Below are 14,047 nucleotides of genomic sequence, written 5' to 3' on the forward strand. Positions count from 1 at the left end.
GAGATCCTGGTGATTGATGAGGGGCGCATCGTCGAGCGCGGCAACCATGAAGCCTTGATGGCCCATGGGGGCACCTATGCCCAGCTGCGCGCCATCCAGTTTGGTGACATGTCTGTGGGAAATAAAGGCTGATGCTGGATCGGCTCTGGTATGGGCAGAGTGGCTGGCGCTGGTTGCTGGCCCCCTTTGCCCTGCTGTTTGGCCTCATCAGCGGCCTGCGTCGCCTTGCTTTTCGGCGTGGCTGGCTGGGGGCCTATCGCGCCGGTCTGCCGGTGATCGTGGTCGGCAACCTCTCGGTTGGCGGCAATGGCAAGACGCCGGTGGTGATCTGGCTGGTGGAGCAGTTGCAGGCTCGTGGCTGGCGACCCGGTGTGGTCAGCCGCGGTTATGGTGGCAAGGCTCCCCATTATCCTTATCGACTCGATGCTGGCTGTACGACCGCAGAGGCGGGGGACGAGCCGGTGCTCATCGCCCGCCGTTGTGGCTGCCCCGTGGTGGTGGCGCCAGTGCGGGCCGATGCGGTGCGACTGCTTGAGGCAAGTGGCGAAGTAGACATCATCATTACCGACGATGGCCTGCAGCACTATGCCCTGGCGCGAGATATCGAACTGGTGGTGGTGGATGGCGTGCGCCGCTTTGGCAACCGCTGCCTGCTGCCCATGGGACCACTACGGGAACCACTTTCCAGGCTCAGGCGCGTTCATGCCGTGCTCTGTAACGGTGGTGAACCTGGCCCCGGGGAGTACGGTATGCAGCTGGTGGCGGCCAAGCCGCGCCGGGTGCTGGACGATGCGTCCCCGGATGCTCCCTTGGGGCCCGAGATCGATGCCCTGGCGGGTATCGGCCATCCCCCCCGTTTCTTTGCGACCCTGACCGAGCTGGGTTATAAGCTGCGCCAGGCTCAGGGGTACGCGGATCATCACCCCTTCGATCGCAGCGAGCTTCTCGCCCGTTTTGCGGATCGTCCCCTGTTTATGACCGAGAAAGATGCCGTCAAGTGCCGCGCCTTTGCGCAGCCGAATTGGTGGTATCTGCCGGTCAGTGCCGAGCTGCCTCAGGCATTGCTCGACACCCTGTTGAAATCCTTGAAGGAGTCTCGTTTTGGCACTGGACATTAAGCTGCTCGACATCATTGCCTGCCCGGTCTGCAAGGGCAAACTGCAATACCACAAGGAAGCGGGCGAACTCATCTGCCGCTTCGACAAACTGGCCTATCCCCTGGAAGAGGGCATCCCCGTGCTGCTGGAGAACCGTGCCCGTAGCCTGACCAGTGATGAGCTGCCCTCATGAGCTTCGTGGTGGTCATTCCGGCTCGTTACGCCTCAACCCGTCTGCCAGGCAAGCCCCTGGCAGACATCCATGGTCGGCCGATGATCGCCCATGTGGTGGCCAAGGCGCACCAGTCCGGGGCCGAGCGAGTCATTGTTGCCACTGATGATGAGCGGGTGCGTGCTGCCCTGTGCGAGAGCGGGGTCGAGGTGTGCATGACCTCCGCCGATCACCAGTCTGGTACCGAGCGCCTGGCCGAGGTGTGCCGTCACTACGGCTTTGCAGCCGATACCATAGTGGTCAATGTGCAAGGGGATGAGCCACTTATTCCCCCGGCGATTATCCGTCAGGTGGCCGATAACCTGGCCGGGGCCAGTGCGCCCATGGCCACTCTGTCAGTGCCCATCACGGCGGCGGAGGAGGTGTTCAATCCCAATGCGGTCAAGGTCGTGACCGACAAGGATGGCTACGCCCTCTACTTCAGCCGTGCTCCCATTCCCTGGGATAGAGATGGCTTCGCTGCCAGCAAGGAGCAGGTAGGCCCCTGGTTCCAGCGCCATATCGGTATCTATGCCTATCGCGCTGGTTTCATCGAGCGCTATGTGGCCTGGGCGCCGAGTCAGCTCGAACAGGTGGAGTCTCTCGAGCAGCTGCGGGTGCTCTGGTATGGCGAGAAGATCCATGTGGCCCAGGCGCTGGAGGCGCCGCCGGTGGGTGTCGATACCCAGGCCGATCTGGACAAGGTACGGGCCCTGCTGGCGGCATCTTGATGGTGCTTCTCATGATTAAAACGGCATCTTCGGATGCCGTTTTTTGTTGATGTTTTATATAGTTATTTGATTAATAACGCTATTTATGTGCTTCCTCAAACTTTTCCCCGCCATGATTTGCCAAATCGATCAGTTTGGTTATGATGCAAGACGCCGTGTTAACCCTAACTGGCGCATAACAAGATAAGAAACGGGGTGTTTGGGTGATAAATGTATTCCTGGTCGATGATCATGAGTTGGTGCGTACAGGGATAAGACGCATTCTGGAAGACGTCCGTGGTATCAAGGTGGTGGGCGAGGTACAGAGTGGCGAATTGGCGGTCACTTTCTGCCGTCAACATCACCCGGATGTGATCCTGATGGATATGAACATGCCGGGTATCGGCGGGCTGGAAGCGACCCGCAAGATCCTGAGGTTGCGGCCCGATGTTCGCATCATAGTGCTGACCATTCATTCTGAGAATCCGTTCCCGACCAAGGTGATGCAGGCGGGTGCCGCCGGCTATCTCACCAAGGGTGCTGCGCCGGAAGAGATGATCCATGCCATTCGCCTGGTACACTCGGGGCAGCGTTACATCTCCCCCGAGATAGCCCAGCAGATGGCGCTGAGCCAGTTTGCCTCCGCCGACGAGAACCCCTTCAAGTCTCTGTCCGAGCGCGAGCTGCAGATCATGATGATGATCACCAAGGGTCAGAAGGTGACCGATATCTCAGAGCAGCTCAATCTGAGCCCGAAAACGGTCAACAGCTACCGTTACCGGCTGTTTAGCAAGCTCGATATCAATGGCGATGTAGAGCTCACTCATCTGGCCATTCGCTATGGCATGCTCGATGCCGATACGCTGTAACGATGGATGCGAGTGAAATATAAAGAGGCGGCTTGAGCCGCCTTTTGCGTTTTTGGGCGGCGGCAAGGTAAGCTGCTGCCATCCAAGCCCTTTCGTTTCGCTGCCAAGCAGAGAGCCTTATGACGACCAGCCCCCCCTCTTCCTTCGACAGCAAAGCCTTCCTCAAGGTGGTCAGCCACCAGAGCGGCGTCTACCGCATGTATGACAGTGGCGGCACCGTCATCTATGTGGGCAAGGCGAAGGATCTGAAAAAGCGGCTCGCCTCCTATTTTCGTACCAAGGTCGACAGCATCAAGACCCGTACCCTGGTGCGCCAGATCAGCGATATTCAGGTGACGGTGACCCACACCGAGACCGAGGCGCTGATCCTCGAGCACAACCTCATCAAGCAATATCAACCGCGTTACAACGTGCTGCTACGCGATGACAAGTCCTACCCCTGGATAGTCATCACCGGCCACCGCCATCCGCGGATCGGCCTGCACCGAGGGGCGCGCAAGTTAAAGGGCGACTATTTCGGCCCTTACCCCTCAGGAGGCGCGGTACGGGAGAGTCTGCACCTGATGCAGAAAATATTTCCGGTGCGTCAATGCGAAGATGCGGTTTATGCCAACCGCAGTCGCCCCTGCCTGCTCTATCAACTCAAGCGTTGCGCCGGTCCCTGCGTGGCCGGTCTGGTGAGCGAAGAGGAGTATGCCCAGCAGGTCGAGCTGGCCCGATTGTTTCTGGCGGGCAAAAACCAGCAGGTAATAGGCTCGCTGGTGGGCAAGATGGAGTCTGCCAGTGGTGATCTGCGTTTCGAGGAGGCGGCCCGCTATCGGGATCAGATCCAGGCGCTGCGCAGGGTGACCGAGCAGCAGTCGGTGAGTGGCAACGTGCTGGACGAGCTGGACGTGGTCGGGGTGGCCTTCGAACAAGGTACCGCTTGTATCCATGTGCTATTCATTCGCCAGGGCAAGGTGCTAGGCTCGCGCAGCTATTTCCCCAAGGTGCCCGCCGATACCGATCTCGATGAGGTGGTGCAGTCTTTCCTGCTGCAGTTTTACCTGTCGGGGCAGGGCGGGCGTCAGATCCCCAGCGAAGTGCTGCTCGATGTGGCCCTGGAAGATGAGGCACTCATCGCCGACACCCTGAGCCAGACCGCGGGTTACAAGGTGCGGGTGCAGAGCCGCACTCGGGCCGAGCGGGCCCGCTTCATCAAGCTGGCGGCCATCAATGCCCAGAGTGCGCTGCGCTCGCGTCTGGCTCATCAGAGCACAATGGCGGCGCGTCTGGCTCAGCTCGAGGAGTTGCTCGAACTCGATGCCCCCATCAACCGCATGGAGTGCTTCGATATTTCCCACACCATGGGGGAGCGTACCGTGGCGTCTTGCGTGGTGTTCAACCGCGATGGGCCCTTCAGCGCCGAGTACCGTCGCTTCAACATCGAGGGGATCACCGGTGGTGATGACTATGCCGCCATGGAGCAGGTGCTGGAGCGCCGTTTTGGCAAGCAGCAGGAGCCGGACAAGGTGCCGGATGTGCTCTTCATCGATGGCGGTCTCGGTCAGTTGCGCCGCGCCGAGGAGATACTGGCTCGCCAGCTGGATTTTTTGGGGGGCAAGCATCCCCTGCTCATCGGCATCGCCAAGGGGGTAACCCGCAAGGCGGGTTGGAGACCCTCATCATGGGAGAGAGCCATGAAGAGCTTCATCTGCCGGCAGACATGCCCGCTCTGCACTTGATCCAGCACATCCGTGACGAATCTCACCGCTTCGCCATCACGGGTCACAGGGCTCGCCGTGCCAAGGCGCGCACCACCAGTACCCTGGAAGATATCCCGGGGGTGGGCCCGAAACGGCGTCAGGCGCTGCTCAAGTATCTGGGGGGCCTGCAGGAGGTGAAGAAGGCCAGCGTTGATGATCTGGCCCGGGTACCCGGCATCAGTACCGAACTGGCACAAGCCATTCATGAGGCGCTGCACGGCCATTGAGCATCACGGCATGCATAAGGGCCGTGACGGGGAGGGGGCCAAAATGTCATAATGGCCCGGTATTTCAAGGTTATTGATGGATTAATAAACTAAGGCGGGTGCCAGCCCGGTTGCCACGGTAACCGGCTTGGGGCTACCATCTAGCGGCATACAAGAAGTGGCTGAAAATAATGACAAATATTCCTAATCTTTTGACGTTTTTCCGGATATTGCTGATCCCCGTCTTCGTCGTCCTGTTCTATTTACCCTACCAGTGGTCCTATCTGGCGGCGGCTGTCGTCTTCTTCCTGGCGGCAGCCACCGACTGGTTCGATGGCTACCTGGCCCGCAAGCTCAACCAGTCTACCGCCTTCGGGGCCTTCCTCGATCCCGTCGCCGACAAGATCATGGTCGCCGCCGCCCTGGTCGTCATCGTCGAACACTACAACACAGTCTGGGTCACCATACCCGCCATGACCATGATAGGGCGCGAGATCATCATCTCGGCCCTGCGCGAATGGATGGCCGAGCTCGGCAAGCGCTCCTCGGTGGCGGTAAGCTGGATTGGCAAGTGGAAGACCATGATCCAGATGGCCTCACTGACCGGCCTCATCTGGCAATATGATATCTGGATGGTATGGTGCTCTTACCTGCTGCTCTATGTTGCGACAGTGCTCACCTTCTGGTCCATGTTCCAGTACCTGAGAGCGGCTTGGGCGGATCTCACCTACCACTCCCGCTTCTGATCAAAAACGCCCTATCATCTCCACTGCCCGCCCGCTAGCGTGCCTGGAGCAAGAGTAGTGGTTTAGTGCTTTGGGTCGAAGTAATGACAACAAGCACTGAAAAAAGACAAAAAGTGTAAAAAATGGTCGAACGATCAGAGTATTAAATATTTGGGGTTGACTGGTGAGCCAGCATCGCTAGAATGCGTCTCGTAGTCAGGCGTTACGCCAGACCCTGCGGGAATAGCTCAGTTGGTAGAGCACGACCTTGCCAAGGTCGGGGTCGCGAGTTCGAGTCTCGTTTCCCGCTCCAAATTTTGACAATCGAGAGCCAACTCTCTTTTGCATGGCGCGTTAGCAAAGCGGTTATGCAGCGGATTGCAAATCCGTTTAGTCCGGTTCGACTCCGGAACGTGCCTCCATATTGATAAGCTTGCACTGCGAGCTTGATACCGATTGCGGTGCCCGAGTGGTGAAATCGGTAGACACAAGGGATTTAAAATCCCTCGCTTTTCGAGGCGTGCCGGTTCGATTCCGGCCTCGGGCACCATTAAAATCAAAGACTTACGAAGGCCACTAGCAATAGTGGCCTTTTTGTTTTTTCCTCAGTGTCCACATTTGATCCACACAGAATTATTCTGGCAGTTCTTCTAGCTTCACCTCGAGTTGCAGGCGGTTGGTGTAACCCTGATTGGTGAGGTCATGGACCACCTGGGTGAGTAGCCAGGGAGCTGCGTCGATGTCGGGTTTGTAACCCCTGACGGTGGTGGGTTGTTCCGGGTAGAGCTCGGGGCGTCCCTTGGCCAGGGTGATGTTGAACTCGGCCACGCCGCGCTGTAGCTTTTCCCATTCAGCCCTGGCGGCCCGCATGGCGTTATTTTGGTTGGCGTAGATGTGGCGTAGCTCTTTGACGTTCTCGTTGCTGCCGACCAGCAGCTCGTTTTCCTTCTTGTTGACGACCACGCCCGGTGGTAGTGGCCGCTCCTCTTTTGGCTTGGTCTTCTTCTTGCGTTTCACCTCGATTTTCTTTTTCTCGGCGGCTTTGTGGTCTTGCCAGTAGGCGGTCACGCCGGTGTAAGCGTCGCGGTCTGCTACAGAAAACCTGTGCTGATCGCCATCTTGGCGGCTGATGGTGATGGCCGGTAGTGGCTGACCGCTGGCAGTGGTGCCCTGACCCGCCTTGATGAACATCAGCCTGGCAGATTTGACGGTGGCGATGGCATCGCATTGGCCGGCAAGGCGGGTCAGGAAGGCAAGGTCGCTCTCGTTGGCTTGGTCGATGTGGTCGATCAGCTGGCCCTTGAGCGACTCCCCCACGCAGGGGGTGAGCTGGTAGGGGGCGGCTATCTGCTCAACGATGCCGTTCACGGTAGTCTGGTGCCAGCTGCGTTCGCGCAGCTTGTTCATGCCGCCGCGCAGGTCGGCCGATTTGCCCCTGATGGTAAGCACGTCAGGGGCCCGCCGTGCTCCACTTCGTCGATTTTGTAGGTGCCCTTGTCGACAAGGGCGCTGCCTTGCCAGCCGATGAGGGCGCGCAAGGTAGCACCACGGCGAGGCATGTCGAGCTTGCCATCGCTGTCATCGAGGGTGATCTCGATGGTGTCGGCCGAAAAGCCCCGGTTGTCAGTGATTGACATCGACATAAGGCGTGGACGGATGGCCGCTGAGATGTCATTGCCATCAACCAACACCTGATAAGCCGGTATCGGATGGCCTTGGCGCAGGGCATCGAGCGGATTGGTGATACCTACATTCTCGGCCAGGCGGCTGCCGAACTGGTTGAAGGCGTCCATCACAGGATCCCCCCGAGTTTGCCACCGACACTGCTGATCAGTTTACCCACACCTAATCGCCCAACCAGGTTGCCAGCGGTTCGGCCCAGCAAGGTGTTACCAAGGGAGCTGTCGTTGTCATCGACCCGCTTTAGCTTGATGGTGAAATCGATTTTTCTGGTGGTGCCATCAGCGAAGAACTCGCTGCGGGTGGTGCCGATGCTCTCGATCACGAAGGAGCCACGCATCACACCATCTCCCTGGATCAGGGGGAAGGCTTGGCCACTGTCGCCCATCTGATTGAGCATATCGAGGGAGACGGGGCCACCGGTCAGCTCGGGGAGTAGCACCCCGCTGAAGGTGCTGGTTTCGTCATCCGGGCCGAGGTACTGATAGCCCGGGCGGGCGCCGACCCGGTTATTGCCAGGGTGACGCCATGCCCGGTCGTCTTGTTGGGTAAGGGGGGCCAAGGTCGAGCGCATAAATACGAACCAGCCCAGGGTCATCATCATGGTGTCAGCTCCTTAGTTGCGGTCGCCCAGGGTGGCACGGCCACGGGCGGCGGCCTGTCGTTCCCGCCGATCCAGCTCGCGGCTCACCTCTTGCGCTACATCGGTACCGGATTGCCCTGGTTGCTGGACGATGTGGATCGGGGCGTTGATCTGGGTGGTGGTGCTGCCTCTGGCCACCGGTTTGGGAGTGGCGACTATACGTGGACCGTATCCAGACGCACCTGCCAATGCAGGGGTGTTGTAGTTGCCGGTAAGGTATCCCGATTGCTTGACGTTGGCCGTGACTGAACCGCCCCCTTTCATCCAATCAGGCAGCAGGTCGGTGAGGGCTTTTATCTTGTTTTTCAGACTTTCCCATTTGGCGCTTATACCGCCAATCAGACCGTCGATGATGGCGCTGCCCTTGTTGGCGGCCCCGGCAGGCAGGGTATCGAAGAAGGCCCAAATCTCGCCCCAGTGCATGGTCAGCAGGCCAATCGGTGTCCATGAAAATAGCTCTTTCAGAAGATCCCAGAAGGCCAGCAGCGGGGCCTTGCATTTGTTCCACAGCTCGGTGAACCACTTGGATATGCCGTCCCAGTTTTTGTAAATGAGGTAAGCGGCACCGGCAATTGCTGCGATCCCCATGATGAACCAGCCGACCGGGGTGGTGAGCATGGCAATCCCGAACCTGACCATGCCCATGGTCAACGCCTTGATGAAGGTCAGCAGCGGTCCCCCCATCGTCACGACCAGGCCTAATCCCATCTTCACGGCAGCCATCGGCCCCAGCAACCCGGCGATGATCAGCAGCAGTGAGCCACCGGCAGCGGCGGCCACGGCGGTGATGGCAGCGACCTTGGTGATGGTGGCGGTCAGTTCTGGGTTGGCGCGCATCCATTCACCGATGCCACGGGTCATGGCTGTGATTTGCTGGATCAGCCCGCGCAGTGGCCCGTTCTGGGAGGTCATCATCTCGATGTTGAGGTCCTGCCATGCTGAGGTCAGGCCATCAATATCGCCCCTGGCGTTGTCGGCCATCACTTTGGCTACTTCGGCAGACTCCCCCTTGGCCTGTTTTATCTCGGCAATCAGTTTTTGCAACTCGCCACTGCCTGCCTGGTTGACGAGCACGGCCAGCGCGGCGAATGCCTCTTCACCCGCGATCGCCTTAAAGAACCCCGAGCGGGTGGCATCACCCATTTTGGCCGTCTTCTTGTGCAATTCTGTCAGTATGTCTGGCATCTGACGAAGATTGCCGTTGGCATCCTTGGCCTGTATCCCCAGTTCGGCGAGAGCGTCCGCGGCTGCCTTGGGAGGGGCTGCCAACCGCCCCATGATGGCTCGCTGAGCGGTACCGGCCATGCTGCCCTGGATCCCTGCATCCCCTAACTTGCCCGCCATGGCAGCAGAGGTTTCAAGATTAACCCCCAGCTCGGCGGCCACGGGGGCGGCATATTTCATGGTTTCACCCAGCATATCGAGTGAGGTGTTAGAGCGGGTGAAGGTGGCGACCAGGGCATCGCCGACCCGGTTCATTTCGGCGGCGGGGAGTTTAAAGCCGGTCAGTATGTTAGAGGCAATGTCTGCCGAGCGGGCGATTTCCATGCCGCCCGCTTTGGCCATATCAAGGATGCCGGGCATGGCATCCTTGATTGCCTTGGGGGTGAAGCCTGCCATAGCAAGGAAGCCCTGGCCCCCTGCGGCATCCATGGCGGTGAAACTGGTCGATGCGCCCAGACCCCGCGCCTGCTGGCGCAACATGGCCAGGTCGCCACTGCCTTTTTGCAGGCGAGTCAGGGCCTGCACTTTTGACATTTGTGCATCGAAGTCCAGACCGACCGACGCCATGCTGTTGATCTTGTATAGCCCTGCCGCGCCCGTTGCCATGCCTGCGGCACCATAACCGGCGATGGATCCGCGCATGGCCATGGTCTTGTCATAGTTGGCTTTGATTTGGCTCAGGCGTTTTTGCTGGGCCGCCACTTGTCCCAGCTTGGTTCGCTGCTGGTCCAGCTGGGCGTTGGCGGCGGCTAGGTCGGTCTTGAGGCGGCGCTGGTTTTCACTCAAGTTGCCGGTGTTGATGCCTGTCTTGCGCATCGCTTCACCCATCTTAGCGTGGCGGGTGATCATTTCCCCCTGTTTGGTCTTGAGCTGGTTGAAGGCTTTTTCTGCCTTGTTGAGTTCGTTGATCATCAGGCGGGTTGGCTTGGGGGTGTCTGCCATCTTGCGTTGCAGGTCGCTGAACGTACCCTCTGCCTGCTTTAGCTTTGCCTTGGTCGCGCCAATCTGGGCGCCCAGGGTTTTGTATCCTTCGATTTGACCAGCCTGGGTTTCGAGGTCGCGGATTTTCTTCTTGGTATCGACCAAGTCTTTGGCGGTGAGGCGGCTTTGGCCGCTGACTGCTTTGAGGGGGGCGGTCAGTTTGTCGACCGCCCCGAGCAGGATTTGGAGTTTGAGAGGGTTCATTGTTGTTCTGCCCCGTTGATGCGGTTGTGTGTCTCAACGAGGCGTTGGTGCCAGCCCATCAGCTCGCTGATCTCCATGGCCGCCATTTCGGACGGCGGCCAGTTGGCGATGATGGCTATCTCGGCCATCAGGTCATCTACGCAGCGAGGTAACCCATCTTCTTCGTCATCAAAAAACCGCCCACCTCACTGCCCAGCTGGACGAAGTCCGCCGGGTCCATGTTGCCGATCTCTACTTCGCTCAGGATCGGGGTGGTGATGCGGGGCAGCAGTTTGGTGAGGGCGTTGACGTCCATCTGCAGCACGTCTGCCATGTTGAGGCCGCGCATTTCGCCAGCCTTGGGCTTACGCAGTTGCACCTCGGTAATGGTGGTGTCACCGCGCTGGATCGGGGTATCGAGGGTGACTGTCTTGTTGTCCATGGTGTTTGTTCCTGATGTTGATGTGGTGACGGGCGGCATGGCCGCCCGTTGGGTTGTTGGGTGGGTTAGAGGCCGATGGCTTTGCGGTGTTCGGCCATGAGGTCGACGCCGTCGGGGCCGATTTCGACCATGTTGATCAGGTCAATCTCATGCATCACCTGGCCGTTGACGGTCTCTTTGTAGTAGGTGTTGACCATGGTGACCTTGGCCTGGGTGTTATCACCTGCCTTGAGGGTACCCCGGTCGAGCTCTTTGAAGCGGCCACGACAGACGATCTCGACGGCTATCACTTCACCGGTGTCATCACGTTGGGTTGAACCCGCAAAACGCAGGCTAGTGCCGTCAGCTTTGGGTTCACCCATGCAGCGCAAGAGCTGGTCGCCGTAGCCGCCGAAGGTGAAGGAGACATCAAGGGCGCTGTCATCCAACCCCATGTCGATATTGACGGCGCCGCCCATGCCGCCGCCACGATAGGCTTCGAACTTGCGGGAGAGCTTGGCCGGGGTGAAGTCTTCCGCTTCACCGACCCAGTTGTCGGCGTTGAGGAAGACATTGAGGCGTTTGATTTTGCGAGGCAGTGCCATGGGGGCTCCTTATACGGCGGCCGCGACGCGGGCGCCAAAGTCGATCAGGTAGGAATCGGTGATGCGCTGCTGGAAGCCGAGGTCTTCGAGCGGCGGCACCGGGGTGTAGTCGTAATCGATGCGCAGCTTGCCAGCCTTGAGGGTGTCTTTGTCGTTGAGATCCTCGTTGTACCAGCAGTCAAAGCCGAGCAGGTACCCGCCGGTGACCAGTTCGCGCCCCTTGGCCTTGATGCCCTCGATGATGTCTTTCACCAGAGTGGGGGTCATGGGCTTGTCGACGGCCCACATGTGCGCCTCGGCCATGGTGTCAGCCAGGATCTGGGCGGTGCGGGTGTAGTTCTCGAAGGCGAACAGGGGATCGTCCGCACAGGTGCGGTTGCCCCAATAGCGGAAGCCGTTGGCCTGGATCAGGCAAGTCACCTCGTTGGCGTTGAGCAGGCCGACCTCGGTGTCGGGGTCTTGCAGATCCCAGAACAGGGATTTGGTCGTGCCATCAACCCCGGTCACGGCGACGTTTGACAGGGTCTTGTGCCAGCCGATCTCTTTGTCGATGAGCGCCCGCAGTGCGGCGGCTTTGAGGCAGGCATCGAGCTTGACGCTGGCATTGGTGGCAACGTCCCACGCCGTCCAGTCTGCATGGATCAACATCAGTTCGCGGCTGGCGAAGTTTTCACGGTAGGCCAGCGCCGCCTCAATGGTGTCGGCAATGGTCGGCACGTAAGTAAAGGCGCGCAGCTTCTTGGCCACGCCAGCCAGGGCGGTGGCCACGGCTAAGGTGCAGTTGTCCGGCACGCAGAGGATGCGCGGTTTGACGGTGGTTACCGGGGCTGCTCGCTCCAGTGCCTTGAGGCCGGTGTAGCTGCCATCTGGTTTGATGGTGCCGATGATGTTACTGGTCAGTTCTGCTGCATCGGCACCTGGTGCGACCCGAACCACGATGACGATGGTGTTGACGGTGTCATAGATGGTTTGCAGCGAGCGTTTGAGGTTGCCCTCGCTGCCTGCTTTGGCAATGGCTGCTGGCAGGTTGGCAATCAACACGGGTTTGTCGAGGGGGAAGTAGGTGGCGTCCGCGTCGTCGCTGGTGCAGACCATGCCGATCACCGCCGTGGCGACGGTGCGAATGGTGCGGGTGCCCTCGTTGATTTCCACGACGCGCACGCCATGGTGAAATTGGTCCAGTGCCATAAGTTCTCCTGTTGTCCGGACGGAGCATTCTTTGCGTAGCTAATGCAAGGTGATGTGAGCAGGGTCAGGATGCAGGGGTAGGGGATAGCAGGCGAGCGGCGGCCAGTGTGCGAGGGCCGGACACACTGACGCAGCGGTGACACGGTTGGGAGGGCAGGTGGTAACGAAACACCCCGCACAGGGCGGGGTGGTGATTAGATGTCGGTATCAGGTCTCGGAGGCAAGCGGGTCTTGCAAAATTGGATAACCATTCTCATCGGCCGCCAAAATGGCTTTAGCCTGGCCTTTTACCATGCTGTCCCTGGTGGCCTTGGTGATCTCTTTGGCGTCTTTCGGGATGGCAGTACTTGCGTGGATTTCAGTGTCATAAAAGCCCATGGTGGTGGCTGAAAAATAGATCATTGTTATCTCCTTGCTATGCGCCGATGGCGATCCAGTTGGTGGAATAAGAGCCACTGGAGCGGCAAATCAGTCTGGTTCTTTCTTTCTTGCAGGCTACATAGCCGACGTTCCCTGATTCGGCGGTGTAATCGCACGACACGGTAGCGCCCCAGCAGGAGGTTGGGAATGCAATGGGGAAGGAAATCCCGAAGTCATAGGTTGATGCACCAACCCCAGTCCCCCATTGGATGATGATCCCGCCCATCCACGTTGGTAAGCAGATATATCCTACTGACCCGAGCAAGACGGAAAATCCCGACCGGAGCTTTTTCGGGGTGATGGCGACATCGTCGGCGGTACCCGCATCGGTTTGCACCTGGGTAGCCACCTTCATCATGCCAAGTACGGTTTCGGTGGCCTGTTTGATCCATGCCATCAGTTTTTTTGAGGTGACGAATTTGGTGTCGTCGGTACCGGTATTCACCTCTTCCTGGGTGGCAATCTGGGCCTTGCCCTTAACTCCTTCGGTGGCGGTGGCAATGGTGACGGCACCGGTCTGGCCGTCGACAGATTGCACTGCGTCGGTGGGGGTAAGCAATTCCTGCCAGTTGGCCAGGGTGGATGCACCGGTTACCCGCAAAATGAAAGACTTGTTCAGATCGGTGCGTACTGCGACATCCCCTATTTCGGCAGTCAGGGCCAGCATGGCGGCCTGGGTACTGACGACAAAGGTGTCGGTGATGGCGGTGGCCGGGATCTGGTTGATGGGCACCTTGCCGCCGCTGTCCAGCGAGGCCACCCCATTGGCGGCTCCCTTCTGGCTGCTTGACACGGCATCGGTGATGCCATAACCGCCCAAGGTGGTGGGGTTGGTACCGGCGGTGACGTTGCCCTTGGCGTCGACGGTGACGGAACGATAAGTCCCCGCCACCACACCCGAGTTTTTGTAGCTGGCGGTGATGGTGATGTTGGCGCTGCCATCGAATGAGGCTTGGCCGGTGATATCACCTGCAATCGCTACGTTACGGGCAGTATTGAGCTTGTTGGCCTTGCCTGCAGCGGTGGTGCCATCTTCAATGTCATCGACGTGTTTTTTCAGGTAGGCGGTGCGGTTGGCCAGCGCCTGGGCCTGCTTGTTGGAGGTGCCTCCCGGGCCGCCAAGCACCGGGTCGCTGGTT

Annotated in this window: 15 protein-coding genes, 3 tRNA genes and 1 pseudogene; 9 read left to right on the forward strand and 10 right to left on the reverse strand. The window is 59.2% G+C overall.

The genetic code is table 11. The features are described 5' to 3' along the window. Positions 1 to 131: 131 nt before the first annotated feature. From lpxK to G113_RS13765, 9 genes and pseudogenes are all read left to right on the forward strand, one after another. The gene (gene lpxK, locus G113_RS13725; RefSeq protein ID WP_005904663.1) at positions 132 to 1,118 is read left to right on the forward strand and encodes a tetraacyldisaccharide 4'-kinase; all 987 of its coding nucleotides are present in this window, start codon (positions 132 to 134) and stop codon (positions 1,116 to 1,118) included. Beyond that, the gene (locus G113_RS13730) at positions 1,102 to 1,290 is read left to right on the forward strand and encodes a Trm112 family protein (protein ID WP_005904665.1); all 189 of its coding nucleotides are present in this window, start codon (positions 1,102 to 1,104) and stop codon (positions 1,288 to 1,290) included. Before lpxK ends, G113_RS13730 begins: the two co-directional genes overlap by 17 nt. Then, positions 1,287 to 2,039 carry a 3-deoxy-manno-octulosonate cytidylyltransferase gene (gene kdsB / locus G113_RS13735; protein WP_005904668.1) on the forward strand — a complete coding sequence of 251 codons (753 nt, stop codon included), beginning with the start codon at positions 1,287 to 1,289 and terminating at the stop codon, positions 2,037 to 2,039. The genes G113_RS13730 and kdsB overlap by 4 nt, the downstream gene beginning before the upstream one ends. Before the next feature lie 203 nt (positions 2,040 to 2,242). Continuing rightward, positions 2,243 to 2,887, forward strand: coding sequence for a UvrY/SirA/GacA family response regulator transcription factor (gene uvrY, locus G113_RS13740; RefSeq protein WP_005904670.1), 645 nt, complete (start codon positions 2,243 to 2,245; stop codon positions 2,885 to 2,887). 119 nt (positions 2,888 to 3,006) lie between these two features. After that, a pseudogene (uvrC, locus tag G113_RS13745) lies at positions 3,007 to 4,859 on the forward strand (excinuclease ABC subunit UvrC). 170 nt (positions 4,860 to 5,029) lie between these two features. Further along, positions 5,030 to 5,584, forward strand: coding sequence for a CDP-diacylglycerol--glycerol-3-phosphate 3-phosphatidyltransferase (gene pgsA, locus G113_RS13750; RefSeq protein WP_040319236.1), 555 nt, complete (start codon positions 5,030 to 5,032; stop codon positions 5,582 to 5,584). A gap of 216 nt (positions 5,585 to 5,800) precedes the next feature. Further along, a tRNA-Gly gene (locus G113_RS13755) sits at positions 5,801 to 5,876 on the forward strand. A gap of 35 nt (positions 5,877 to 5,911) precedes the next feature. Beyond that, positions 5,912 to 5,985 (forward strand) — tRNA-Cys (locus tag G113_RS13760). Between the two features lie 41 nt (positions 5,986 to 6,026). Next, positions 6,027 to 6,113, forward strand: a tRNA-Leu gene (locus G113_RS13765). Between the two features lie 83 nt (positions 6,114 to 6,196). Here G113_RS13765 and G113_RS13770 read toward each other — a convergent pair. The 10 genes from G113_RS13770 to G113_RS21840 all read right to left on the reverse strand — a co-directional run. Further along, a complete protein-coding gene (locus G113_RS13770; RefSeq protein WP_236611777.1) occupies positions 6,197 to 7,012 on the reverse strand; it encodes a contractile injection system protein, VgrG/Pvc8 family in 816 nt (271 codons plus the stop codon). Beyond that, entirely contained in the window at positions 6,967 to 7,356 is a 390-nt protein-coding gene (locus G113_RS21835) for a hypothetical protein (RefSeq protein WP_236611778.1), read from the reverse strand. The genes G113_RS13770 and G113_RS21835 overlap by 46 nt, the downstream gene beginning before the upstream one ends. Beyond that, positions 7,356 to 7,847 carry a phage tail protein gene (locus G113_RS13775; protein ID WP_005904674.1) on the reverse strand — a complete coding sequence of 164 codons (492 nt, stop codon included), beginning with the start codon at positions 7,845 to 7,847 and terminating at the stop codon, positions 7,356 to 7,358. Before G113_RS13775 ends, G113_RS21835 begins: the two co-directional genes overlap by 1 nt. 12 nt (positions 7,848 to 7,859) lie before the next feature. Then, positions 7,860 to 10,295 (reverse strand): phage tail tape measure protein, encoded by a 2,436-nt coding sequence (locus G113_RS13780; RefSeq protein WP_005904675.1) that lies wholly within the window; start codon positions 10,293 to 10,295, stop codon positions 7,860 to 7,862. Continuing rightward, the gene (locus G113_RS20620) at positions 10,292 to 10,423 is read right to left on the reverse strand and encodes a GpE family phage tail protein (protein WP_005904677.1); all 132 of its coding nucleotides are present in this window, start codon (positions 10,421 to 10,423) and stop codon (positions 10,292 to 10,294) included. Before G113_RS20620 ends, G113_RS13780 begins: the two co-directional genes overlap by 4 nt. An 8-nt stretch (positions 10,424 to 10,431) precedes the next feature. Continuing rightward, on the reverse strand, positions 10,432 to 10,716 hold the full coding sequence (locus G113_RS13790; protein WP_005904679.1) for a phage tail assembly protein: 285 nt from the start codon (positions 10,714 to 10,716) through the stop codon (positions 10,432 to 10,434). A gap of 65 nt (positions 10,717 to 10,781) precedes the next feature. Beyond that, a complete protein-coding gene (locus tag G113_RS13795) occupies positions 10,782 to 11,300 on the reverse strand; it encodes a phage major tail tube protein (protein ID WP_005904681.1) in 519 nt (172 codons plus the stop codon). A 9-nt stretch (positions 11,301 to 11,309) separates the two neighbouring features. After that, positions 11,310 to 12,488, reverse strand: a complete 1,179-nt coding sequence (locus G113_RS13800) for a phage tail sheath protein (RefSeq protein ID WP_005904683.1) — start codon at positions 12,486 to 12,488, stop codon at positions 11,310 to 11,312. Between the two features lie 207 nt (positions 12,489 to 12,695). After that, entirely contained in the window at positions 12,696 to 12,890 is a 195-nt protein-coding gene (locus G113_RS13805) for a hypothetical protein (protein ID WP_005904687.1), read from the reverse strand. Positions 12,891 to 12,903: 13 nt separating this feature from the next. Continuing rightward, a partial coding sequence (locus G113_RS21840; RefSeq protein WP_005904689.1) for a gp53-like domain-containing protein occupies positions 12,904 to 14,047 on the reverse strand: 1,144 nt, incomplete at its 5' end.

Source organism: Aeromonas molluscorum 848 (genome assembly GCF_000388115.1).
GTDB classification, from domain to species: domain Bacteria; phylum Pseudomonadota; class Gammaproteobacteria; order Enterobacterales; family Aeromonadaceae; genus Aeromonas; species Aeromonas molluscorum.

Excerpts from the sequence above, each read along its gene's own strand:
- lpxK (WP_005904663.1), top strand. The coding sequence starts at position 132 with ATGCTGGATCGGCTCTGGTATGGGCAGAGTGGCTGGCGCTGGTTGCTG.
- kdsB (WP_005904668.1), top strand. The coding sequence starts at position 1,287 with ATGAGCTTCGTGGTGGTCATTCCGGCTCGTTACGCCTCAACCCGTCTG.
- pgsA (WP_040319236.1), top strand. The coding sequence starts at position 5,030 with ATGACAAATATTCCTAATCTTTTGACGTTTTTCCGGATATTGCTGATC.
- G113_RS21835 (WP_236611778.1), bottom strand. The coding sequence starts at position 7,356 with ATGGACGCCTTCAACCAGTTCGGCAGCCGCCTGGCCGAGAATGTAGGT.
- G113_RS13775 (WP_005904674.1), bottom strand. The coding sequence starts at position 7,847 with ATGATGATGACCCTGGGCTGGTTCGTATTTATGCGCTCGACCTTGGCC.
- G113_RS13780 (WP_005904675.1), bottom strand. The coding sequence starts at position 10,295 with ATGAACCCTCTCAAACTCCAAATCCTGCTCGGGGCGGTCGACAAACTG.
- G113_RS20620 (WP_005904677.1), bottom strand. The coding sequence starts at position 10,423 with ATGGCCGAGATAGCCATCATCGCCAACTGGCCGCCGTCCGAAATGGCG.
- G113_RS13790 (WP_005904679.1), bottom strand. The coding sequence starts at position 10,716 with ATGGACAACAAGACAGTCACCCTCGATACCCCGATCCAGCGCGGTGAC.
- G113_RS13795 (WP_005904681.1), bottom strand. The coding sequence starts at position 11,300 with ATGGCACTGCCTCGCAAAATCAAACGCCTCAATGTCTTCCTCAACGCC.
- G113_RS13800 (WP_005904683.1), bottom strand. The coding sequence starts at position 12,488 with ATGGCACTGGACCAATTTCACCATGGCGTGCGCGTCGTGGAAATCAAC.
- G113_RS13805 (WP_005904687.1), bottom strand. The coding sequence starts at position 12,890 with ATGATCTATTTTTCAGCCACCACCATGGGCTTTTATGACACTGAAATC.